Source organism: Thalassobacter stenotrophicus (assembly GCF_001458315.1).
Lineage (GTDB): Bacteria > Pseudomonadota > Alphaproteobacteria > Rhodobacterales > Rhodobacteraceae > Thalassobacter > Thalassobacter stenotrophicus.
On record NZ_CYRX01000032.1, the window covers coordinates 96,091 to 117,182 of the forward strand.

A 21,092-nucleotide genomic window follows, 5' to 3' on the forward strand; every position below is an offset into this window, starting at 1 on the left:
CAAAGGGCCTTGTGGTGCGACTTCGCTCTCGCAACTGAGGCAGAGAAAATGCGCCTCGTGCTGCCCATATAATTCAAGGCAGTTGATTCCTAATTCGGCGCTTCTGCACACTGGGCATGGCTTAGGCTCAGTCATTGTCGTTCCACTCTACCGTTGATACGGACATTGCGGACTAGGGAAGCACTAATCTACACGTATGAGATTGTCGCTCGTGCCTTTCCGAGGCTCTCACTCGCTGATGTTGAGGATCGAAATCTTCGATTCTTCCCGACGCCATAACCAGTAACACTCCTGAATAGCCTCACGAGCGAGCTCCGGCTCGCGATCCCTTAGGGCTTGCACGAGTGCGCGGTACGCTTCGACGTTTCGTTCGAACGCACCGCGGACCATGGAGATGATCCTGACCTTGTTCGCAATCACAGATCGGATGACGGACGAGAGGCCATCGATGACGATGACGATTACAGGGTTGCGGCACGCCCTGGCGAGGCTGGCGTGAAGCTCGAACTGGAGCTCAACCACATCTTCCAAGGAGTCTGATGCAGCGATCTGGTCAATGAGATCCTCGAGGGCCTCAAGATCAGCATTGCTGGCCTGAATCGCGGCGGCTCCTGCCATTTCTCGACCAATCATTTCCATGGCGTTCTGGATCTGATCAATCGAGATGAACCCGAGCTTCAGAGCAACGCCGAAATAGAACTGCAGGAACCGCGAGTTTGGCAGCGCCAGATAGGTCCCGCTGCCTTGGACGCGCTGGAGCAACCCGAGCGTCTCCAGAACGGTCAGCCTATCCCGCAGAGTCGGGCGCTGGATGCCGAGTTGATCGGCCAGCTCACGCTCTGTGGGAAGCTTGATCCGTCCGCTGCTGTCGGGTCTCAGCTCCATCGCGATGTCGATGACGCGCGCAAGGATATCGTCTTCGCCGTCCGTCATATGAAAACGTAGTTCCTTTTACCCAGTGGCTCGTACCCCAAGCCGGGGCCGCGCCTCTTCATCCGCGTACGGGCCAGAACTACGATCTGCGAGAGCATGCATCAAGTCGCACAGTTGCGGGTAAGCTGCGTCAAAGATCGTGAACATGCGGTCGTAGGTCTCGATCGTCCGTTGGGACCCGGGCCTGATCGCTGTTGCGTTGGCCGAGATCAACGGAAGCTCCCTATCATCACTGCCCGTGAACAGCCCTGCCGCTATGGCACCAAGCAGGCCCGCTCCCAGTGCCGCAGCATCAGGCATATCAGACATGATATAGTCGAGCTTCAGGACGTCCGCCTTCATCTGCCCCCAGAACTTGTTCCGCGCTCCGCCGCCTACACTGAGCATGCGCTCCGGGCGCTTGCCCCATTTGGCGGAACCCCGCTCCAGAATCTGCCGAAGGCCGAACGTCGTGCCCTCAAAGACCGCGCGAACCATATCCTGTCGGCTGTGTCGGAGGAGAAGCCCGAGCCAGCTGCCGCTCGCCTCCGCATCCCAGATGGGGCTCCGCTCGCCGGCAAGGTAGGGCAGGAACAAGAGACCGTTGGCTCCTGGAACCGACTCCTGCGCCAGGCGCTCCAGCTCGGCAAGAGTCTTGAGCTCCGGCCAGACCTTGTTGTTGAGCCACCCGAACGCACCGCCCAGCGTCGACATTGCCCCGTGGGCGAGCCAGCGGCCGGGCACGATATGATGGCGATGCAGGAATGACGGCTCGAAGTCCGGACGGTCAAGGCAGAAGGTAATGACCCCGGACGTGCCGACGGACTCGAAAACCTCGCCGCTGTCCATCAGGCCAACCGCGAAGGAAGCCGCTGCCGTGTCGGCAGCGCCGAGCGCTACGGGGATGCCGGCCGGAACTCCAGTCAGGATGGAGGCTTCATCCGTCACTCGACCGATCATATCGGTACAGCCACTGATTTCTGGCAGGATAGCCCCATCGAGTCCCCACCTGGCTAGGAGGTCGCGACTCCACGACGGCTCGGGATCAGCAATACGCATCAGACCCGAGTAAGACGCTTGGGTCGGCTCGATGCCGTCCTGGCCACTTAGCCGGCGAGCCAGGAAACCGTTAAGCATAGTAACCCGCCGCACTTTTGCCCAAGCACCCGGTTCATTCTCACGGACCCAGGCCAGGTTGGCTGCCCAGCAGGTAGACGTGCTAGCCCGGTTGCCGGTCTGCTGCACCTCTGCTTCAGCGTCGGCACCAACCACATTTTCAAGACCTGCTTGGGCCCGGCCATCGAGGTAAAGGATGCCCGGCCGTATTGCCTGACCCTCCTCGTCGAGAAGGATGGTCGTCGGGCAAGTTGTGGCAAGCCCAATCGAGCTTATCGTAGGGACGCGGGTGGCAACCTCCCGAATAGCATCGGCGGTGGCCGCCCAATAGCGGTCGAGGTCGATTTCGGCCCAGAGCGGATAAGGTGTGACCACGGGAACCGCCCGGTGTGCCTTCGCAACCAAGCGGCCTTCGCGCGTGAAGGCACAAACCTTGATCCCGCTCGTTCCAGCATCGACCCCGAGGAAGGCTTCAGTCATTGCGGATTGCCACCTTAAGCGCCCGCCCACTCTCTGCCTCCTTCAGCGCCTCGACAGCATCTGCCAATCCGAAGCGATGGGTGACAAGCGAGTTGGCATCGATGAGCCCGCCTGCGAGCAGGTTGAGAGCCGTCTCATAATCTTGCCGACGCAGCGCGCTGGCTCCGGTCACGACGATCTCGTTGTAGTGCACGAGATTGACATCGAACGTCGCCATGTCACCCGCCGAGAACCCCGCGAAGAGGTTGACGCGGCCACCTTTGCGCACGAGCTTCAGCGCCTCGTTAGCAAGCGCCGGAACGCCGATGGCTAGGATCGCCACATCCGCGCCGAGACCGTCAGTCACCCCGCGGATTACCCCTGCCAAATCCTCCTTGGTCGGATCGCAGGCGATGTCGACGCCGCGCTCGAGGGCAGCCTCGCGGCGCATCTGGTTGGGCTCGCTGACGATGACCAGGCGTGCCCCGGCCCGACGCGCAAGCGCCGCATGCATGAGCCCGATCGGCCCTGCCCCGAGGATGACCACCACGTCACCGAGTTCAACGCCGACATTGCGCAAACCATTGATGCAGCACGCCAGAGGTTCCGCCAAAGCCGCCGCCTCGAACGGCATCCCCTGCGGGATACGGGCTGCGTTGCCGGAATCAAGCGCCAGCGCCGGCACCCTCAGGTACTCGGCATAAGCCCCATCGAACTCGTATCCGATGGCCTGACGATTCTGGCAGACATTCTCCCGGCCGGTTTTGCAATAGGCGCATTTGCGGCAGGGAATGACAGGATCAACCGACACCGGGTCACCGCAGGAGAACTGCGAGACGCCTGCCCCTACCTCAACCACCTCGCCCGCGAACTCGTGGCCGAGAACGGACGGGAAGCGGACGCCCTTGGTTTTGCGGCCACGCAAGATGCGGATATCTGTCCCGCACACGGTTGCGGCCCTCACCTTCAGGATCAGCTCACCGGGTCCGGCGGACGGGGTTGCGACATCCTGCAAGACGACGTCGTCGGGAGCGCGAAGAACTGCTGCCTTCATTTCTGGAGATCCTTCTCTTCTTCAAGGGCGCGCTCGTAAACTTTGAGAGCTCCTTCGACGCTGGCGTCATCGTGCATCAAAGCGGACAAGGATTTGATAACGGCGGAGGTATGCGGGTGAGACCACACGAAGCGGCCATAGGTAACACCGCGCATACCAACATCGAGTGCCTGGCGGGTCATGCGCAAATAGTCCTCCAGAGTCTCGCCCATCTCGCCACCAGCCAGAGCCACGATGGACGGGCAGGCATCCACCACCGAGCGGAAGCTCTCGGCTGAACCAGACCACATGGTTTTGATGATGTCGACGCCAAGCTCGGCGCCAGCGCGCACCGCGTAGGCCAACACCTCAGCGTCGTGCTGATCCTTGATCAGAGCGCCCTTCGGATAGATGTGCGCGACAAGCGGCATGCCGGCCGACGCTGCTTCTTTGGAGATCTTGCCAAGGAATGTCAGCTGCTGGGCCTGATCGGGGCCGCCGACGATGCAGCCCACCGAAATAGCGTCAGCGCCAAAGCGCACCGCTTCCTCCACGTCCGCAACGGGCGTGTCGTACGTCGGATGGTACTGCACGGAATAGGCACTAGCCTTCAAGATGATTGAGGCCTGGCCGGCATAGGGTGCGAACACCTTCTCGGCGATGCCCTTGTGCATGGTGATACCGTCAGGCTTGCCGGCTACAACCTTGCGCATAACAGAGCGGATATCCACGAGTCCGGGCATCATCCCGCGGGTGATCGGATGGTCAACCGTAACGGCGAGCATGCGGCCAGACTTGGGATTCACGATCCGGTTCAGACGAACTTCTTTCCCGAGAAACATAGAGGCTCCTTAATGCAGGTCGGATGTTGCCGACGAAACTGGGACTAGATTTGGTTATACCAATCAAGGCTGAGGTACAAGTCCAAACATCAATTGGTTGTGCCAATTTTACGCGACTAGGTTCCTTGGGTTGCCGGCCCGAAACAGCTCGATGTTCTCAAACAGCTGGTCCGTGAGCCCCTGGACAGCCTCGCTGCTCGCCCAAGCTACGTGCGGCGTAAGGATGAAGTCGGGCCGGTCCAGCAGGCGCATGAATGGGTGATCCGCAGCTGGCGGTTCCGCCGTGACCACATCAAAGGCAGCGCCGGAGATTTGTCCGGCTGTGAGCGCATCCGCCAGGGCAGCCTCGTCCACCAGCCCTCCGCGGGCCGTGTTGATGAGCAGGGGCCGACGCTCCATAAGGGCGAATTCCGGAGCGGCGATCATGTTGCGGGTCGATGGCATCAGCGGAGAGTGCAGCGTGATGACATCGCTCTGGCGGAGCACATCCTCGAAAGGGGTGTAGAGCGGACCCATGCCGGTTGAGCCCTTGTAGGCGGAGAACAGCACTCGCATGCCGAAGCCGCGGGCGATGTCGGCGACGGCTTGACCAAGCACGCCATCGCCGATGATACCGAGGGTCGAGCCGGCGAGATCGCGGATTGGATAGTCGAAGAAGCAGAACTGACCCGCCTCCTGCCATCGGCCTCGGCGAACAGCATCCGCATAGGCTAGGATGCTGCGCCGCAGGGCGAGGATCAGCGCGAAAGTGTGTTCGGGCACAGTGTTCACCGCATAATTGCGGATGTTGCACACGGAAATGCCGCGTTCCTGGCAGGCTGCGACGTCGATGATGTCGTACCCGGTGGCCGCAACAGCGACGAGCTTGAGCCTGGGTGCCTGCGCGATGGCATCGCGTCTTACCGGTGCCTTGTTGGTGATGACGATATCAGCATCAGCAATGCGCGTGCCTACATCGCCCGGAGCGGTCTTGCCATAGGTGATAAGCTCATGAGGGAAAGATAGCGTTCGCAGCTGCGTTTCTGGAGAGAGCGTCTCTCGATCGAGGAGCCGTCAAGCTGAACTCCGGTGGGGCGCAGACGCCGCTTACGAGTTTCTCAGGCAGTCGTTTTATCAGAATCTGCATCCCAATTTGTATCAAACCCAGTTTGACAACAATGACCGCCTAGATCTCATGAAGGTGATCTACGCAGTCCGGGATCGTGAGCCTAATGCACTCGAATGGCCATTTGATGATCTTGGGCGCGAAAGTTTCAAACTAGATAGACTCGCTCCGGCAAACGGCTTTACCAATCATGACGCCCACGATGCCCTCGGCGACGTGGAGGCGACCATCCATATCGCATCACTCATTCGCAAGCGTGCGCCTACGGTCTGGGATCAATGCTTGTTGAACCGCGACAAACACCAGGTTGATCGATTGCTAAAAAGCGGGCATCCCGTGTGCCTGATAGAACGATTTGGCGCGGCACCTCCACGATCCTATTTCGGAGCTTACGCAGGCACAAACCCGCAGAACAGGAACTCTGTGGCTTTCCTCGACCTTGACCTCTGCGATGGTTCTATCATCGATGCCAACAATCAAGATCTTGCCAAAGCTGTTTCTGCATCACCCAAGCTGATACGGACGATTTCGATAAACAAAGTCCCGAACCTTTTCCCAGTTGCCACCCCCAGCGCCGCGCATAGTTCGCTCGCCCAGCTAGTTTCTGCGCACCCTGAATTTCATAAACGAGTGGGGCAGGCTTTGGCCGATCGCTATGCGAATAAAGAGCCAGCTCAACACGTCGAACAGTTGATCTATGACGGATTCTACAGCACCGGTGACAAACAGGTCCTTGAAGATTTCATCGCCGCCGACTGGCGTGACCGCGCTCGAATTGTCGCTCAACTGGACGACATCCGCCTCAAGCAACTGGGTATGCGGCTTATCTTCTCTAATGCCTCAGAGTTTGCAACTATGAGCTACCGATCAGCAGCAAGCGCAGCGATCCGAGATCGCTGGCTGACCAACGAGCCATCCACGCCATGGACAACTAAGGCAACGGTAGAAAAACAACTCCACGAGATTGCCAATAGTGAGGTGCTAGACCAGGATCGGATTTGTGCACTTCAAGACTTCTATCACGCAAGAATCTCAGAAATTGACGCATAAATTCGCGCCGACGGCATGGCGCGTCATTTCTAACGCCACTTGATCCATCGTGTGGGTCTTCCCGGCTGCATTCCGCCACTGGCGAGCATACTCCCGCGCCGCCAGCCGCAAAACCCGCCGCCGCGCGGCCGGTCAACCAGCTCGTTACGATCACGAGGACAGCGGGCCCCCGCCTTCCACCGCAACCGCAACCCCACCCACCACCATCCCCGTCAAATGCCAGACCGCCGCCATCCAAATCCCCATATTAAACGCAAACTCGTTGGCGCAGGATTGTTTGAAGAACTCGCCTTCGAGGAACATGCAGGACCCCTTGCAGAGCTGGACGACGGGGCAGGACATGCATTCCTCTCGGAAAGCAAAATGCGTCCCGGTGTCGAGCGCAATCGCATCAAAGTCCTCGACGTGACCAATTTTGTGCTCGCCCTGTGCACCGGTATTTTGGCAAGTCATAACATTGCCGCGCAAGTCGACCGCGATAGTGTCCTCGCGGTCCATCCCACATTTCTGTCCAAGGCCATCAATGCTGCGGCGCCGTTGGATCGATTGGTAGAACTCGTTTATACGGTCTCCAAGACCAAAGGCTTCTGGGTCGTTTGCCAAGGCCTCAAAAATCGATTGCGTGAGGCCTCGAAGCTGGGCTGGCTCAAAGCGTCCTGTGCCGAGCGCTGTGGCTGCGTCGTAGACGTTCACCACACCCTCAAGGCCCACGAAAGCCTCGGGGCCCACCTTGTCGGCAAACCAATCTTGCAGCTCCTTCAGATCGTGGTGCTGCTGCGTGATCACCGCGTTAAAGCCGACCATCCCCGGCCGTTCAGCTAGTAGCGCGTCGATCCAGCGGCGCTTCTCAGGATCGTCCAAGGGATCAGGCCCGCGCAGATGCTGGCCCGGCCCGTCGTGCGAAATCGTAATGCCGATGTCGTACTTTGCGATGAAGTCGAGCTTTTCGCGGTCAAAGAGCGAGCCATTGGTGATGATGGAAAACCGGGCGTTGGGGAACCGCTCAGCCAAAGCTGGCAAAAGGCGTTTGATCTTTGCCCAGTAAACAAAAGGCTCGCCGCCCCACACCTCGATCTGCTCCGGTGCGTCCGTCATCCAGCCCTCAAGCTGTGCAAGAAAGCTTTCAACGTCGCTGAGTTTTGAGATGGTCGCGTCTGAGATTTGGAAGGCCTGGTTGCAATAGCTGCAGGCGTAATTGCACGACAGCCCCAGTTGGATTTTCAACACCCGGGGCGCGCGGGATTTGCCGAGGGGCTTGTCTTTCGCCACCCTTGGCACGGGGGCAAATGCGCTGGGCTCCACCGGCAGCTGCAGTCCCTCGCACTCCGAGGTATGCGGGTTATAGCGCAAGGTATGTCGAGCACCATCTGGCGCCTCTAGGGTCAGATCAAACCACATCAGTCAAAAAGCCTTTCTTCAAGGTCGTCGGGTAGGTTGACGCGGAAGTTTGCGACCACCTGCACATGGGGGGTGCTCCCCGCATGGGGGTGCTGGTTGTGGGGAATATGCGAAGGGAAAAACACCGACAGCCCGGGGCGTGGGTTGACGGAGTATCCGTGGCGCGGCTCAAAGGGCAGTCGGCCTTCGTCGAAGTAGCGCGAGGGGTCCTCGATCACAAAGCGCGGGTTTCCGACGCTATTGATAGGCTGACCTGCGCCACCCCCGGTCAGAAAGTGCACGCAGGTTAAATCGCCTTCTCGGCTGTCTTTGTGCGTTGAGATGAACCCGCCGGGAGCGATAACGAGTGCGCGGTTTTCACAATGGTCCGGGTCGAGATAGGCGGCCCATTGACCCAGCAAGGAGCGCGCGCAGGCAAAAAGGTGCGCCTTTAACACTTGCCCCGCAGAGCTTTGCTCGAGGATGCCTCGCACGCGCCGCTCCGGCGCGGCCTGCCCGCCTTTAAGCGTCAAAGGATCAGCACGCTTGATTGCCTCATTTGCCAGCTCGCGGTTTAGGCTCCAGTCCACGGGGGCTTCAAAAAACGAAACCCGCGTCGGCCAGAGCTCAAGGGAAGAGTGAGCAGCGTCCATTGTTAGCACCGGCAGTTGCAGTTGCAGTTGTAGAAGTTGCGGTGAGCCGTGAACGTCACCGCCCCGCTTGTTCCCCCGCCAGAGAGATTTTCGATGTAGCAGTTGCTCGTGCAATTGCAGTTGCTGCCATTGTTACCACCGTGCTTTCTGACGGAGCCTGATGTTGGGTTGCTCTGGACTAGCGTTACGGAGGTGATGTCTCCCGCACCAATGGCTGGCTTCCCGCTAATCCGGGACCAATCGATTGTGCCGCTGTCGCTGATCACGATGGTTGAGCCGACTTTATAGGCCATGGGGCCCTCCTTGCGTTTGATGGGCTAGGATCTCTGCGAGCCCGGCTTTGCAGTGAGAATTGGGAAGGTTGATCGAGCAAAGCACCGGAATGCACATCCGCTCCTCACCCTCAAAATACGTGCTGTCGTGGGGCACGTGGCCCTCGAAGACGAGCATGGAGCCCGCCTTTGGCTCCACCGCATACCAGCCGCCGACGTAGGCGTCAGGATTGCGGCACGGCCACAGTCTCTTTCCGACATTGGCCGGATCATAGAAGCGCACCGCCCCGCGATGCAGTGAGGTCTCAGGGCAGTCCGCGTCCAGCTTTACTCGGGGATAGTAGGTGCAGACGATGTCGGTCTGTATATGCGTGTGGGTGTTGATCCCAACGTTTTCCTTGTCAGCTCGGCGCTGCCAAAAGGTGTCGGACATCATCGAGATATCCCCGGTGTGCTCGTATCCATAGGCGAGCTGCAGATATTCGCGCACAGTCGCAGCCACCATCTCTGCTAGGGCCGCAATCGCAGGGTCTCGCTTATCCATCAAAAAATTGTGCCGCAGATGCCCAAGGTGGTTGGTTTGGTCGCCCACGTTGCGGCCGTCGTCCGCGTCATTGATGCGGTTGGCCACAGCGTCCTTGGCGGCCAGCGCGTACAGCCGGTCGTTGAACCCCTCGGGCATCTCCCAGTGTTTGTGCATCACGAAGGCCGGGTAGATTATCTGCATCTCGGAGGTGGTTTCGATGTGCATCAAACGACCTCCAGGAGGATCTTGCCGATGGCGGTGTAGTGCTCGGTGTTGATCTTCACCGCGATCCGGTCGCCGGGGCTGAGGCCCAAGGCCTCAATGGCAAAGCGCCCCACACCGTCTTCGCCCGTTACTAAGCGGCGTTTCGGCAAATACCCTGCGTCGCTGTCGAGCTTCAGCGTCAGCGCATGGGGGCAGGGCGCCCCATCCCCGTTCCACTTTAACGTAATGGGCACATCTGCTCGGCCGCCGGCGGGCACACGCACGACCTCCGTTCCCACCGCGTGGAAGTAGAACTGCTTAAACCAGACCCCATCATTGGGGATTGAGGCATCATCGATGCGGCTTGCCACGGGCGTCCCGTTCAGCAGGATCGGGTCTTGATCGCAGAGCAATTCAACGCGCGCCCCGGACAATGGCCCGGCGATAGGCATAAAGATCACAAGGGCGTTTGACGCCTGTGTCCGTGCCCGGTGCCGGAAAGAATAGTCCACCTTCTCGCGCGCAGATTGGGCAAAGCGGTTGCGCCACGGCAAAGGAAAGCCGTTGTTGTCGGTCATGATGTCGATCAGGGCGTAGTCGGTCAGCTCGTCGTGTCCGACCATGCCGTCGAGGAAGATGTAGGAGCGGCCTTTGTAGACCGCGCCATGGGGGCACCCGGGCAGGTCGGGCACAAAGACGCCGTTGCCCTCCAGATCGACAAATCCAGCCTTGTTGAAGCTGTCCTGCGGCTCCTCAATGGCCTCCTTCAAGTCTTGCCAAGCAATCTCGCCAATATAGTTAGGCGCGACTTGACCCTCTTGGCATGGCTCAAAAACACAGATGCCTGCGTAGGTATCCTGAACATCCACCGCGTAGTGGAGCCGCGCTGTCGTGTTGTAGATGACGTGCAATCCTGTCTCGATCATCGGTCTTTGCCTTTCAACTGCTCGACCTCTGCCAAGAGGTCTTTGATGGCCTCAACGAGAAGTCCGACGAGGTTGCCATATGCCAGCCGCAGCAGGCCTTCGGTCTCGACGACAGCTTCAGGGGCGACCGCTTGGACGTCCTGAGCGATCAGGCCGATTTCTCGACTTCCGCCTTCGATCATGTTGTAGGTAACGCCTCTCAGGGCCTGCACCTTTTGGAGCGCGTCAGAGATTGGCGTGACGTTTGTCTTCAGGCGCGCGTCGGAGGATGACACGAAGTTCGGGGAGGTCACCGTCCCACTAAACGTCGCCCCAGACAGCCGGGCAAATGAGCTTGCATGCAGGCCATCTAGCTTGTCGGCATCTATCCCGGAACCCGAGCCGTCCACAGTTTTGAGCTTGTCGCGCACTTGAGCGGCTGTGTCTGGTGAGCCGTTTGCACCAGCAGGCCCTTGGGGCCCGGTCGCACCAGTCGCTCCTGTAAGCCCTCGCACGCCCGTTGGTCCAGCTGGACCGGTTGCGCCTTGAGGACCCGCTGGACCTGTGGCACCGGTGTTCCCTTTCGGCCCGGTGGCGCCTGTCGCACCCTTCAGGTTTACATACCCTCCCCAAGCCGACCCGTTATAAAACCGTAGACTGGTCCCAGACCACTGATGTGCGGGTGTTGGGCCGGTTGCGCCCGTCGCGCCTTGCGGCCCGGTGGCACCGGTGTTTCCTTTTGAGCCAGTGGGTCCTGTTGGACCGGCGGGTCCCTCTGGTCCTGTGGGGCCCATAGCGCCGGTGTTGCCCTTTGGTCCGGTCGCACCAGTCGCTCCCTTCAGGTTTACGTACACCCCCCAGGTCGAGCCGGTGTAGAACCGCAGACTGGTCCCAGACCACTGATGCGCGGGTGTTGGGCCGGTTGCGCCGGTCGCGCCTTGTAGCCCAGTTGCGCCAGTCGCCCCCGTATTGCCTTTGGGACCTGTCGGCCCGCGCGCACCCGTCAGCCCTGCCGGTCCTCGCGGTCCGGTCTGCCCCAGTTCCACCACGCTTTCTGAGCCAGCGATGCGTTTCAGAAAGAGTTTGCCGTCAGCGATATTCATCGCCAGCTCACCAGGAGCAAGCTGCGCCGTGCTGGGTATCCGCCCAGCAACAGTGGTGCGTTTCACAAGAAGGGTGTTGGTCATGATCAGAAAGTCCCCCCATCCAGGGCAATCCCTGTGATCGACCCGCCCGTGATCGCGACAGATCCAGAGTTCTGCAAAGCCATGGACCCCAGCCCAAGGTTTGAGCGCGCAGCCCCCTTGTTCGGTAGATCCGAAAGGTTCGACGCTGCCGCCAGTTTGCCTGCCAGCGCATTGGTAACCGAGGCGGCAAAATTTGGATCATCGCCCAGAGCAGCCGCCAACTCATTGAGCGTGTTCATGGCTCCGGGAGCGGTATCGATCAGCGCACCGATTGCGGCGGCAACAAACCCTGTTGTTGCAATCTGTGTGGTGTTGGTGCCGGTAGAAGCCGTCGGCGCGGTTGGAGTTCCGCCAAAGGTCGGTGAGGTCAGTGGCGACTTACCATTAAGCGCGCTTTGTAGTCCCGTGATCTGTCCAATGGAATGACTGTGGCTTGAAGGCGCAAAGCTTGTCGGCTTGCCGGTAATCCCGGACCAAGGTGCCGCATCCGCAATTTCGGCCGCATCCACCTTGCCGTCATTGTCGCTGTCATAGGTGGATTTTGCCATGTCGCCGGCGCCAAAGCCGACAATAGCCTGGTTAACGAAGGCCGTCGTTGCAACCTGCGTTGAGTTCGTGCCCGTGACTGCCGTCGGCGCCGTGGGTGAGCCCGTGAAGGTGGGCGACGCTAAGGGCGCTTTTGCCGATAGCAGGCTGTCGACCTGCGACTTGCGAACGAGGTCCGATCCACCGCTGGCATCTTGGCCGGACTTTGGTACGAGCGAGAAGGTCTTGGCCCCACCGATGGTCTGATTGCCCACGCTGGCGACAAAGCCACCACTCCCCGCCACAGACACAATCGATGTTGCATTCCCGCTGCCATCATCGCCTTTGCCGACATAGAGCGTATCATCGACCTCATTATGAGCCAGCTCGCCTGATTTAAGTGATGCAGGTGCACCAGCGACCCCTGAGACGCGGCGCTTGAGTTGAATGGTATTGGCCATCAGAAAAAGCCTCCGTTGATGGGTGTGTCGGTGGGCAGAATGGTGATGCCGGGATCCCCCTGATCGCCCTTGTCCCCTTGGGGGCCTGGCTTGCCATCAGGACCCGGGGTGCCCAGAAGCCGGATCCGCGTGGCCCCCATAGCGATGCGGATTTTGATTGGGGCCGCGCCTGAAGACCCATCGGAGCCTGAGCTGGGGAATGGGGGACGCACGCCCTGTGGAGGACAGGCACTCATAGCAGGCCTCGGGTCACGGGCAGCATCACAGGGATCTCCAAGAGAAAGCCCAAAGGCAGAGTGGGGCTTACATCCACACGAACCATGTCCAGCACAACAGAGCCCGGTTCCAAGTTTGCGGTGTATGGGGCCGGGATTGTCAGAGACAGCAGGCAATCACTTTGGCGGGTCAAAGTTTCATCATCTGTCCTTAAGGTCGCAAGGATATCGGTGGCCGAAGGTTTGATCCGCACCTGCGCGATGATATCGGCGATCTCTGGAAACAGCGGGGTCTCGGCCTCCAAATCCAGCCTATAGGCATAGCCAACGAGAATGGCAGGGCCTTCAACGATGGCAACACTCATGGCACCCACCCGCAGAGCGTCGCTCCAACCTCGTTATGGGCGACGATCTGGGCGAGGGTTTGCGCACTCAGCACATCTTGGCGTGAGGGCCGAATGGGCGCGGCCAAATCACAATCTCCGCGCATCCCTCCTGTCTCAATCGCGCATCCAGCGGTCAGCCCGGCGCTTAAGACCAGCCCGGTCAGTGTTGTGCACCTCATGGCGGATCTCCTGTGATGTTTGCATGGCGCGAATGCGGGCCTCCGCGCGACGAATGGCGAGGTCAGCCTTTGCAGCGTGGCGCCCCTGGCGGAAGGCGATCCAGAGCGCGCTCAAAAGGGCAAAAGCAATGGCGCCGTAAAAGACAGCCCGACGGCCAAGGCCTCCGAGCAGTGTGCCTAAGACATGGATCATGGTGTTTTTCCCATGCGATGATCGTCGATCCGAGCAGCGCGGGATCGCAGGGCGTAGACGACAACGGCGAGGAACACGGCCGCACCGATCCACGGCAGAGCGATGGTGAGCCAATCCTCCAGCCCAAGCAAAGAGAACGCACGGCCGGCCATATCGCGTGCCTGTTCTGCCTCAACCAACGCCGGTGCGATCTGAGAGCCGATGGAGCCGGCCGCCCCCATTACCCCAAGTCCGACCTGTGCATTGGAGGCGGCGACGATCCGACTGTCTTTTGGCGCTCCAGATGCGCGCGCGGGGGTGATTGCGCGCGGCCCGGCATCCTCAAGGGCTTCGGCCATCACCACATCGATGATGGGGACGAGCGGCAGGCTGTTGTCATTGCGGAAGGCCAAAATAGCCGCGCGTGTTCGTGGCCCAACAATCCCGTCAATTATTCCCACTTCATGATAGCCAAGGGTCTTCAGCCGCCGCTGAACCGCCTCCACCGACAGAGTTACCTCCGGCGCAATATGGCTCGCTCTTCGGACACCCAGCAGCTTTGCGACCGGGTAGCGCTTGATATTCACCGCATCACCCTGGTTGCCGCCAAGGCCCCAGACCCAGGCCCCCTCAATCCGATCAATGAAGAAGACATGGCCCTGCCAACTTAAGCGGCCCCGCGGAATAATCCCGATATCTCCTTGTTGGGCATCCGCGGTCTTCACCGGGGCACCCCAGTCGAGATAAGACCGCGCGGTCAGCTTGCGGGTAGAGCGGATCCCAGCCTTCTCGAGACAGTGCCCGACAAAGGCCGCACACCAGGCGACGCTGTCATGTTCCACCCAGTCGTGACCAACAGACCCATACATTTCCATGATGGCGGGGTTGTTTTCGGGACCCGGGCCCTCGGTTGTGCCGATGTAGCTGCGGGCAATGTCGAACGGTGTCATGATCTGCTCCCATGCAAATGCAAACAGCCGCCCCAAAGGGCGGCTGCAGTTGAACGTTTAATAAAGGATAGGCTTTAAATGACCTTGAGCGGCTAGCTCGCTTGGGCGTCCTCAAAGACGGTGTCTTTGGCCTGCATCAGCCAATCATCCACGGCGGCGACCACGGAAGGACCAATGCCCGTCAGACCCATGAGTTGAACCTCAAAGAGGCCTTGGGCGTTTTCAGGATCGCACCAATGCCCGCCATGCGCGAGCACCAACCGCTTGACCGCTGCCACGGGATCCGGCGCGTTTTGTACCTGCGCCAAAACAGTTGCGATCTCAGTCATACCGTGTTCCTCCTATGGTCGTTTCTTGAGCCTCAATTGGTCATCGTGATTGGCCGCTTCAAGTGCGCGGTCCAATCTGCGTCGCTACTTCTTGCGACTGAGCCACGCGGCAAGGAGAGCCTCTGCCCCGCGTGGGCCAAGATAGGCGAGCGTTGCCACAAACCCGGTCGAGACAGGCTGCGAGAGCCCAATGTAGCGCGCGCCAGCTTCTCCAATCAGCGCCATGCCAACGGCGACGGGGATTTCCCACAGGAGTTCCTTGCCAAAAAAACAGCGATTGCCGAGTTTTACCTCGCCCGAATGCCACATCAGCCGGCCGGTAAAGGCGCCGATCAGCGTGGTCACCGCCCCACCAAACAGCGCGTTCATAGTGTCAATAAATCCGCTCTCACTCACAGGCGCGCCTCCTCCAATTCTGCCACTCGGGCAGACAATTCTTTGACGGCCTCAATCAACAGACCGGTGATATTGCCGTAAGCAACGGAGAGCTGACCGGTTTGCGCATCCGCTCTCACCACTTCAGGAAGGACCGCCTGGACCTCCTGCGCGATAACGCCAATCTGGCGGCTGCCATCCATTGTGAAGCGCACACCGCGCAGGGCTGAGACCAAGGCCAGTGCGCCGGCGATGGTCTCCACATCGGATTTTAACCGCGCATCGGACGAGGAGACGAAGTTCGGGGCTGTCACCACTCCGGTGAACGTCGCTCCCGACAGTGCCGCCTTCGCCGCAATCTCTGTGTCGTAATCCGCCGCCGATTTGGTCGCCATGCTCCCAAGCCCAAGGTTTGTCCGCGCCACAGCGTTGTTCGAAAGCCCCGCCAGATTGCCCACCGCATCCAAGAGCGCGTCCCAGCCAGTGTTCGTGGCATTCCTCCGGCGAAGAACTGGCGGCGAGACTGAGGTGTCGACCCAAAGCATGCCCGCGACGGCGGCACTCGGGGCCGAGGCCCCAGCACTGGTCGATTGCAGGGCTGCGATCACCTCGTTGATCCGCGCGCGCACCGCGGCACCCGCATCATTGGCAATCGTAAAGCTGGAGGTTTGCGTCATCTCAGCGGTTTCCGTTCTCATTTATAAAGATGTGCGGGCCTTTGCGTTCGAGGCGGAGCCGAGAGGCAGTGAATGCGCACACCTCAGGAACGGAAAGTGCCTTCACGCCACCTCGTCGGCGTAAAGCCGCAATTGCCTGACGATGGGCGTGTAAGACGCGTCCTTCGTCGTCAGAAACGCCCGTGCTTCTACTGCGCGGGCCTCGATTTCATGGTTATCGAGACGGCCCCAGGGGCCCCAGTTCGGCAAAGCTGCCGGATCGTCATCGGTCTCGCGGATCTCGAAGAGCACATCGATTTCTGCACCAGCTGATCCGTCAAAATCCGCCCAGGTGTCCATGAGCGCGGTGCGCGCATCGATCCGGTCGTTGAGCGCGAGCGCCGCCACGCCAATTTCAGAGCGCAGGCGCACGCGTTTCACGGCGCCCAGATCAAGTCCCGCCGCGAAGCCGTACCACCCCTCCATTGCGGTCACTTGTGTCACGCCATTGGCGGTTGCCGTGGCCAGTGTCAGGTTTGATCCAGTCACTTGTAGGTCCGATTTCGAGCCAACAAAGCCGGGATCGGCCTGCAAGAAGTCCAAGGTCGAGAAGGCCAACACCTGGGCGCCCTTGGTGGTGACCCGGGTCTCAAGCCCGGCGCGTCCGCCGCTGTCTTCGGCACGCACGAGATAGGTGCCGGGTTTGAGCGGTACGACTGCGATGGCTTCACCGCCTGAGACCCGGTCCATCGAATAGCTGTCAGCCCAAGTGGCCGTCGCTTCCTTCGAATGCCGGATCACGATGTTGCCACCGACCCGCACATCCGGATCCACCGAGCGGGACCATTTGAGGATCGCGAGCCCGCCAGCTGTTTGCAGCGTGATGTTCTCAAGCTGCGCTGGCGGGGCGGTCAGGCCAAGAATTTCGACCGATGTCTCCTGCCAAGCCGAGGAGACGCCCAGAACCGAGATCGCTTTGATGCGGAAAGCCCAGCCTCCTGGGGCAATGTCGCGGATTTCGAGCGCAGTGCCGTCGGTGCGGCCATAGTCAATCCAGTCGGCCGCACCAGCAAGTTTGCCCTGCAGCTGGTATGCTGCAACAAACCCAGACGGCGACGCCTCCCAGCTAATCTTGGCCAGAACCTTCAGCCCGCCGCCATCCCGCGTCACATAAAGGTCCTCGGTGACCTGCGGCGCGCCGGGTGCCGGGATGTCATAAGCATTGGGCAGCGCCGTTCTTGGAGCAGCCGCATAAATTTGCTCCTCACTTGCCGTCCAGTCGTAGACCAGAGGCGAAGTCTCGCGCAGAACGAGCTCCGGCAGCAACAATGCCCCATCGCCCGATGCGGTTAGATCAAGGCTCACTCCATGCACCTCGAATGGCTTCGCGGCAAAGCCCCAGCGGGCGTAGGACAGCGTCACCACATCTCCGACGCTGGCCGCCCAGGCCGAAAGCTTGCCCGAGAGCCGCACCGTCATCTGCCGCCGTGCGCGTTCAAGCTCGATCTTCGCAAGTCGCTGCGCCATCGAGGCCGAGATCGTAAACGGCAGCGAGATATCGCGCCACTTTTGTTCACCACCGTCCTCAGCCACATAGACAGCGCTCGCATAGGCCGGGAAGTCGTCGGGCTGCCAATCGTTCTCGGGGCTGACAAACTGCCCGCGCACGCCGTTGAAGTTTGACGACATCGTCACGCGCGTGGCGAGCGTGAGCCCACCCTCGCGGACATGGTCCGAGGTGAGCGCCGCATCCGGTGCCCGCCATGCCCCTGCATGTATGCGCCAGGACCCGCCCGAGAAGGCGCAGCGGCCTGCAAAGCTGGAGAGCATTCCTTCGATGATTGTCTTCGGGACCTCGGAAAGCGTGATCACCCCGTTGCAGGCATAGCGCGGCTCCGACCCGCCACCGGCAAGTGGAACGGGCTCGTCGCAGATATTTGCAGCCTCAATGAGGGACATCTCGTCGATCCCGTCGGGCTCGCCGATGCGCGCCCCGATGCCCCAGGTTGGGTTGGCCATATAGTCCGCAAGGCAAAGGGCGGAGTTTTCCGAATAGCCGGCGGTTTGGGTCCGCGGGTCCCAGATGTCGTCTTTACCCTCGATGTCCACCGTGATGTTCGGGATGCCACCCGGAAAGGCGTCCTGATCATAGGTCAGCCGCAGCCGAATGGCCGCACATCCCCGAAGCCGGTGGTTCTCGGTCCACTTGTCCGGCAGCGCGGATTTGAGGCCCGCGAAAGCGGTCTGGTTGGCAGCGCCGAGTGTCTTCTCGACGAGGACTTTTCCAGCCCAACGACCTTGGGCCTCGCCATTTGTGTCGAGGGCCACTTCCCCCTCAAAATAGATGGCACCGATCGATTGGACCCGATGCGTCGCCAGCACGATCACCAGATCGAGGAACTTATTGTCCGACCCCGAGGAATGCAGGAAGACGATGACCCCACCCTTGCGGGTGCGGCCATAGACAAGATCACGCGGCACTACGGGTTCGCGGATGGTCACGGTGCGCGGTTGCATCGTGGTTTGCGGTTTTGGCATCAGGGCCTGCGCCGCGGTGGATAGCAAAAGCGTGCCGCCGATCCGCAAAAGGGCCGCACCGATTCCGCCAGCCGCCAAGGTTGCACTGATTGCGCCCGCGACCGCAGTGACAGCAGAGACGACAAAGGGCATGGTTTAAGTCCAGTTTTGGAGGTTCTTGACTGCCAAAGTGAGAATGGCTTTACATGGCGTGGAGTTGACAACTGAAGGATCCAGGTCAAATGATTGGCCAACAACACCTTTTTTGAGCCGTTATTTACGCACAACAGATGCCTGGAGCAGGGATCTGGCAGTGTAAGGGTGATCGTAGACCGAGCAGCACCCAAGCTGTGTGACCGTCGGATATACGCGAGACCCTTAGCGCGGCTCGGGAGGGGAGGCCTGAGCCGCGCACCTATGCCACAAAAGCCAAATGCAGCCTTTAAACGGACCAAGCGACCCGGCAGGAGGTGAGTGGCACGGTCACGAGCCCTTCGGGTGTCATTCCCACAGCCTTGGCCCCAGTACAGATGCCAAACCCTAGGCCAGTGTCGGCAAGAACGATGTCGCCGCGCCCAGCAAGCAGCACCGTTGGGCGCGGTTCGCCCAAAAGCGCATGGCCCATCTCCTCAAGTGAGGCCCAACCTAAACGGCGCATCACTCGTGCGCCACCGAGTGCAGTTGTATAGCGCCCGCGCCAGAGGGCCGCGACATCCTCGCCGCCGGTCAGGATCATGCGAACCTCGAATGCAAAGGTGGGGCAGTCGTGGTGGCCCCAGGCGAAGGGCTTTGCTCGTGCGGTGTCTATGGCTGCGGCTAGTAGGTGTGGCCAGCCATAAACTTTCAAAGCATAGTCCTTTCAAGAACGTGATTATTTTGCGGGGAATTTTGAATGCTTAGAATGCTGGGCCGCTTTTGGTTTACTCTGATGGCACTCCTTACCGTTGCATCCCTTTCGTTGAATATTGGGATTCTTGCCGTCAGCACGATTGCAACCAAAGCAAGTATGGTTTTTGAGGCTTTGACCGGAACCACCTCAATGGTCACTGACTTACGTAACCAGCTCAAAGCCAAAGAGATGCGGATTTCGTCCCTATCGGATGAAGTGGCATCATTAAGGCAGCCCAAGGTCACGTATCGTGGAAAGCCACATCTTATCAAAGATGCAGTGTCTGACACTGCAGATCGAGTTTCAAAAAGAACGGCCATTGCTGCTTCACGCAGTGCGTCGTCTGTTGTTGCAGAATCGATACCCTATTTAGGTATTGCTGCGATTATTGGAGTCGCAGCTTGGGACATAAAAGACAGCTGTCAGACATTAAAAGATCTTTCCGAACTAGACTTAGCCTTCAACCCAGACAAAGAAGTTAACGCTCAAGCAGCCGAAGTCTGCGGTATGGAATTGCCTAAACGCGAAGATATCTGGGCGTCGGTTAAAGCAAACGCATCTGAGAGTTGGCATCAAGCTGGAACCTATGTTCCAGACTTGCCGGACTTTGAATGGCCATCGCTTTCAACGCTCGCTTTCTGGCAGTAGCTTACCCTCGTCCCCAGGTGATTTCGCGATCCTGGATCGCGGTTACGAATTCGAAGCCAAGATCGCCCGGGAACAAGACCTGCTGGCTTTCATGGGTGTAGCGCCAGGTCCGCGCCACGGTCAGATCGATCAGACGGCTTTCATAGCTGATGGTGATCGTGCAGGTGTCTGCGTCATCCTTGATTTCAGGGACATCGAGCCGACCTGAGAAGGCCTGAACCGGATCGGCAATGATGCTGCCATCCTCTTCTAGGAGCCCCAGCCAAATCCGGCCCGGCAGGCCTTGGCGCGCTTCATCAATCGCCATTTGAACAAGGTCCAGCGGCACGCCGGAAAGCGAGACGGCCGTGCCGCCGGCCACGACCTCTCCGGTTTCGTCTAGGGAGCCAAGGCCCAAGAGCGACCCGGCCCCAGCCCAGCTTTGGCCGTTCCAACTCACCTCTCCCAGCCCTGACCAGATCCGCACCCAGCCAGTCGCAAACTCGCCCTCAAAGAAAATGACGGGCCGGAGGCTTTGATCAGCCAGCGCGGTGGCGAAGGCGACGGTAAGATCGCGGCTCATCAGAGCGCCTCCCGCGCTGAGATCGTGAAGCGATGCTGATCCGCTCGGCCGATGACCGAGGGGACGGGTGCCGTCAGCCGCAACAGAACCGACGGGGCATCGAGGCCGAGCAGCGTGCCGACCGGCACGGAAGCCCGAAGCGGCGGCACGAGGGTGAGCGTCGCCTCGCTGCCCACGGGCACCACATCCGCCGTTAGCTGATAAAGCCGTGTGGTGGCATCTCCGCCCAACTGGAAGAAATCCCCCGCGCGAAGGCCAAGTCCCCAACCAGCCGTGCGCAGGGTGGAGGCTCCCGCAGCTTGCACCTCGGTCACGTAAGGATTGCCCGCCGCCACCGGCACCTTGATCGAAGGATCGGGGAACAGGAACCGGCCCCGCAATCCGCCAAGTGCCGTGAAGAAGGCCGAAAGCCGCCGGGCCTTGGCACCTTGGCTCACTGCCATCTCAAACTGATATTCCCACCACGACGCACCCCAATCTTGGATCTGGGACGTGCCGGTAAAGGGCGAGCGTGCCTCGGCCACAGACGTAATCAGCCTCCGCTCGAGGGAGGACACGAGCGTCAGCGGCAAGACAGGAATGGCCAT

25 protein-coding genes are annotated in these 21,092 nt (G+C 60.1%); 2 read left to right on the top strand and 23 right to left on the bottom strand.

The window, feature by feature from the left end:
• Positions 1–228 precede the first annotated feature (228 nt).
• The 5 genes from THS5294_RS13955 to THS5294_RS13975 all read right to left on the bottom strand — a co-directional run bounded on the left by THS5294_RS13955 (position 229) and on the right by THS5294_RS13975 (position 5,376).
• The gene (locus THS5294_RS13955; RefSeq protein ID WP_036356142.1) at positions 229–933 is read right to left on the bottom strand and encodes a FadR/GntR family transcriptional regulator; all 705 of its coding nucleotides are present in this window, start codon (positions 931–933) and stop codon (positions 229–231) included.
• 18 nt (positions 934–951) lie between these two features.
• Complete coding sequence (locus tag THS5294_RS13960) at positions 952–2,508, bottom strand: xylulokinase (RefSeq protein WP_058124219.1); 1,557 nt, start codon at positions 2,506–2,508, stop codon at positions 952–954.
• Positions 2,501–3,541, bottom strand: a complete 1,041-nt coding sequence (locus THS5294_RS13965) for a zinc-dependent dehydrogenase (RefSeq protein ID WP_058124220.1) — start codon at positions 3,539–3,541, stop codon at positions 2,501–2,503. Before THS5294_RS13965 ends, THS5294_RS13960 begins: the two co-directional genes overlap by 8 nt.
• Positions 3,538–4,362: a class I fructose-bisphosphate aldolase gene (locus tag THS5294_RS13970; RefSeq protein ID WP_058124221.1), complete on the bottom strand. Its 825-nt coding sequence runs from the start codon at positions 4,360–4,362 to the stop codon at positions 3,538–3,540. The genes THS5294_RS13965 and THS5294_RS13970 overlap by 4 nt, the downstream gene beginning before the upstream one ends.
• 108 nt (positions 4,363–4,470) lie before the next feature.
• Entirely contained in the window at positions 4,471–5,376 is a 906-nt protein-coding gene (locus THS5294_RS13975; protein WP_058124222.1) for a D-2-hydroxyacid dehydrogenase, read from the bottom strand.
• A gap of 160 nt (positions 5,377–5,536) precedes the next feature.
• On the opposite strand from THS5294_RS13975, the gene THS5294_RS13980 reads away from it, so the two are divergent.
• Positions 5,537–6,517: an exodeoxyribonuclease I gene (locus tag THS5294_RS13980; protein WP_139278651.1), complete on the top strand. Its 981-nt coding sequence runs from the start codon at positions 5,537–5,539 to the stop codon at positions 6,515–6,517.
• A gap of 150 nt (positions 6,518–6,667) precedes the next feature.
• Here the strand turns inward: THS5294_RS13980 and THS5294_RS13985 are convergent, their stop codons facing one another.
• The 16 genes from THS5294_RS13985 to THS5294_RS14055 form a co-directional block, all read right to left on the bottom strand.
• Positions 6,668–7,915, bottom strand: coding sequence for a radical SAM/SPASM domain-containing protein (locus THS5294_RS13985; RefSeq protein WP_058124224.1), 1,248 nt, complete (start codon positions 7,913–7,915; stop codon positions 6,668–6,670).
• Positions 7,915–8,484, bottom strand: a complete 570-nt coding sequence (locus tag THS5294_RS13990) for a hypothetical protein (protein WP_139278650.1) — start codon at positions 8,482–8,484, stop codon at positions 7,915–7,917. Before THS5294_RS13990 ends, THS5294_RS13985 begins: the two co-directional genes overlap by 1 nt.
• Before the next feature lie 65 nt (positions 8,485–8,549).
• Positions 8,550–8,840 (bottom strand): hypothetical protein, encoded by a 291-nt coding sequence (locus tag THS5294_RS13995; RefSeq protein WP_058124226.1) that lies wholly within the window; start codon positions 8,838–8,840, stop codon positions 8,550–8,552.
• Positions 8,830–9,570, bottom strand: coding sequence for a hypothetical protein (locus THS5294_RS14000; protein WP_058124227.1), 741 nt, complete (start codon positions 9,568–9,570; stop codon positions 8,830–8,832). The genes THS5294_RS13995 and THS5294_RS14000 overlap by 11 nt, the downstream gene beginning before the upstream one ends.
• Positions 9,570–10,475, bottom strand: coding sequence for a carbohydrate-binding protein (locus THS5294_RS14005; RefSeq protein ID WP_058124228.1), 906 nt, complete (start codon positions 10,473–10,475; stop codon positions 9,570–9,572). The genes THS5294_RS14000 and THS5294_RS14005 overlap by 1 nt, the downstream gene beginning before the upstream one ends.
• Complete coding sequence (locus tag THS5294_RS18775; protein ID WP_058124229.1) at positions 10,472–11,641, bottom strand: tail fiber domain-containing protein; 1,170 nt, start codon at positions 11,639–11,641, stop codon at positions 10,472–10,474. The genes THS5294_RS14005 and THS5294_RS18775 overlap by 4 nt, the downstream gene beginning before the upstream one ends.
• A 2-nt stretch (positions 11,642–11,643) precedes the next feature.
• The gene (locus THS5294_RS14015; RefSeq protein WP_058124230.1) at positions 11,644–12,627 is read right to left on the bottom strand and encodes a hypothetical protein; all 984 of its coding nucleotides are present in this window, start codon (positions 12,625–12,627) and stop codon (positions 11,644–11,646) included.
• Positions 12,627–12,863 (bottom strand): hypothetical protein, encoded by a 237-nt coding sequence (locus tag THS5294_RS18285; protein ID WP_072936730.1) that lies wholly within the window; start codon positions 12,861–12,863, stop codon positions 12,627–12,629. The genes THS5294_RS14015 and THS5294_RS18285 overlap by 1 nt, the downstream gene beginning before the upstream one ends.
• Positions 12,860–13,207 carry a hypothetical protein gene (locus THS5294_RS14020; RefSeq protein WP_058124231.1) on the bottom strand — a complete coding sequence of 116 codons (348 nt, stop codon included), beginning with the start codon at positions 13,205–13,207 and terminating at the stop codon, positions 12,860–12,862. The genes THS5294_RS18285 and THS5294_RS14020 overlap by 4 nt, the downstream gene beginning before the upstream one ends.
• Before the next feature lie 135 nt (positions 13,208–13,342).
• Positions 13,343–13,600 carry a hypothetical protein gene (locus THS5294_RS14025; RefSeq protein WP_058124232.1) on the bottom strand — a complete coding sequence of 86 codons (258 nt, stop codon included), beginning with the start codon at positions 13,598–13,600 and terminating at the stop codon, positions 13,343–13,345.
• Positions 13,597–14,529 (bottom strand): C40 family peptidase, encoded by a 933-nt coding sequence (locus THS5294_RS14030; RefSeq protein ID WP_058124312.1) that lies wholly within the window; start codon positions 14,527–14,529, stop codon positions 13,597–13,599. Before THS5294_RS14030 ends, THS5294_RS14025 begins: the two co-directional genes overlap by 4 nt.
• Before the next feature lie 92 nt (positions 14,530–14,621).
• Positions 14,622–14,858, bottom strand: a complete 237-nt coding sequence (locus tag THS5294_RS14035; protein ID WP_058124233.1) for a hypothetical protein — start codon at positions 14,856–14,858, stop codon at positions 14,622–14,624.
• An 84-nt stretch (positions 14,859–14,942) separates the two neighbouring features.
• Positions 14,943–15,254 (bottom strand): phage holin family protein, encoded by a 312-nt coding sequence (locus THS5294_RS14040; RefSeq protein WP_058124234.1) that lies wholly within the window; start codon positions 15,252–15,254, stop codon positions 14,943–14,945.
• On the bottom strand, positions 15,251–15,910 hold the full coding sequence (locus THS5294_RS18110; protein WP_072936729.1) for a tail fiber domain-containing protein: 660 nt from the start codon (positions 15,908–15,910) through the stop codon (positions 15,251–15,253). The genes THS5294_RS14040 and THS5294_RS18110 overlap by 4 nt, the downstream gene beginning before the upstream one ends.
• A 102-nt stretch (positions 15,911–16,012) precedes the next feature.
• Positions 16,013–18,559 (bottom strand): phage tail protein, encoded by a 2,547-nt coding sequence (locus THS5294_RS14050; protein WP_058124235.1) that lies wholly within the window; start codon positions 18,557–18,559, stop codon positions 16,013–16,015.
• A 289-nt stretch (positions 18,560–18,848) separates the two neighbouring features.
• Positions 18,849–19,253: a DUF6950 family protein gene (locus THS5294_RS14055; RefSeq protein ID WP_058124236.1), complete on the bottom strand. Its 405-nt coding sequence runs from the start codon at positions 19,251–19,253 to the stop codon at positions 18,849–18,851.
• A 45-nt stretch (positions 19,254–19,298) separates the two neighbouring features.
• Here THS5294_RS14055 and THS5294_RS14060 point away from each other — a divergent pair, with 45 nt between their 5' ends.
• The gene (locus THS5294_RS14060; RefSeq protein WP_139278649.1) at positions 19,299–19,943 is read left to right on the top strand and encodes a hypothetical protein; all 645 of its coding nucleotides are present in this window, start codon (positions 19,299–19,301) and stop codon (positions 19,941–19,943) included.
• 1 nt (position 19,944) lies between these two features.
• On the opposite strand, the gene THS5294_RS14065 is transcribed toward THS5294_RS14060, so the two are convergent.
• Both THS5294_RS14065 and THS5294_RS14070 read right to left on the bottom strand, forming a co-directional pair.
• A complete protein-coding gene (locus THS5294_RS14065; RefSeq protein ID WP_058124238.1) occupies positions 19,945–20,505 on the bottom strand; it encodes a hypothetical protein in 561 nt (186 codons plus the stop codon).
• Complete coding sequence (locus THS5294_RS14070) at positions 20,505–21,092, bottom strand: hypothetical protein (protein WP_058124239.1); 588 nt, start codon at positions 21,090–21,092, stop codon at positions 20,505–20,507. The genes THS5294_RS14065 and THS5294_RS14070 overlap by 1 nt, the downstream gene beginning before the upstream one ends.

Bases quoted from the DNA above. Each gene is read 5' to 3' on its own strand.
- THS5294_RS18285 (WP_072936730.1), bottom strand. From the start codon at position 12,863: ATGAGTGCCTGTCCTCCACAGGGCGTGCGTCCCCCATTCCCCAGCTCA.
- THS5294_RS14035 (WP_058124233.1), bottom strand. From the start codon at position 14,858: ATGACTGAGATCGCAACTGTTTTGGCGCAGGTACAAAACGCGCCGGAT.
- THS5294_RS13985 (WP_058124224.1), bottom strand. From the start codon at position 7,915: ATGTGGTTTGATCTGACCCTAGAGGCGCCAGATGGTGCTCGACATACC.
- THS5294_RS14030 (WP_058124312.1), bottom strand. From the start codon at position 14,529: ATGACACCGTTCGACATTGCCCGCAGCTACATCGGCACAACCGAGGGC.
- THS5294_RS14065 (WP_058124238.1), bottom strand. From the start codon at position 20,505: ATGAGCCGCGATCTTACCGTCGCCTTCGCCACCGCGCTGGCTGATCAA.
- THS5294_RS14020 (WP_058124231.1), bottom strand. From the start codon at position 13,207: ATGAGTGTTGCCATCGTTGAAGGCCCTGCCATTCTCGTTGGCTATGCC.
- THS5294_RS14060 (WP_139278649.1), top strand. From the start codon at position 19,299: ATGCTTAGAATGCTGGGCCGCTTTTGGTTTACTCTGATGGCACTCCTT.
- THS5294_RS18110 (WP_072936729.1), bottom strand. From the start codon at position 15,910: ATGACGCAAACCTCCAGCTTTACGATTGCCAATGATGCGGGTGCCGCG.
- THS5294_RS14050 (WP_058124235.1), bottom strand. From the start codon at position 18,559: ATGCCCTTTGTCGTCTCTGCTGTCACTGCGGTCGCGGGCGCAATCAGT.
- THS5294_RS13980 (WP_139278651.1), top strand. From the start codon at position 5,537: ATGAAGGTGATCTACGCAGTCCGGGATCGTGAGCCTAATGCACTCGAA.
- THS5294_RS13955 (WP_036356142.1), bottom strand. From the start codon at position 933: ATGACGGACGGCGAAGACGATATCCTTGCGCGCGTCATCGACATCGCG.
- THS5294_RS14005 (WP_058124228.1), bottom strand. From the start codon at position 10,475: ATGATCGAGACAGGATTGCACGTCATCTACAACACGACAGCGCGGCTC.
- THS5294_RS14025 (WP_058124232.1), bottom strand. From the start codon at position 13,600: ATGATCCATGTCTTAGGCACACTGCTCGGAGGCCTTGGCCGTCGGGCT.
- THS5294_RS13995 (WP_058124226.1), bottom strand. From the start codon at position 8,840: ATGGCCTATAAAGTCGGCTCAACCATCGTGATCAGCGACAGCGGCACA.
- THS5294_RS13970 (WP_058124221.1), bottom strand. From the start codon at position 4,362: ATGTTTCTCGGGAAAGAAGTTCGTCTGAACCGGATCGTGAATCCCAAG.
- THS5294_RS14070 (WP_058124239.1), bottom strand. From the start codon at position 21,092: ATGGCCATTCCTGTCTTGCCGCTGACGCTCGTGTCCTCCCTCGAGCGG.
- THS5294_RS18775 (WP_058124229.1), bottom strand. From the start codon at position 11,641: ATGACCAACACCCTTCTTGTGAAACGCACCACTGTTGCTGGGCGGATA.
- THS5294_RS13965 (WP_058124220.1), bottom strand. From the start codon at position 3,541: ATGAAGGCAGCAGTTCTTCGCGCTCCCGACGACGTCGTCTTGCAGGAT.
- THS5294_RS14015 (WP_058124230.1), bottom strand. From the start codon at position 12,627: ATGGCCAATACCATTCAACTCAAGCGCCGCGTCTCAGGGGTCGCTGGT.
- THS5294_RS13960 (WP_058124219.1), bottom strand. From the start codon at position 2,508: ATGACTGAAGCCTTCCTCGGGGTCGATGCTGGAACGAGCGGGATCAAG.
- THS5294_RS14000 (WP_058124227.1), bottom strand. From the start codon at position 9,570: ATGCACATCGAAACCACCTCCGAGATGCAGATAATCTACCCGGCCTTC.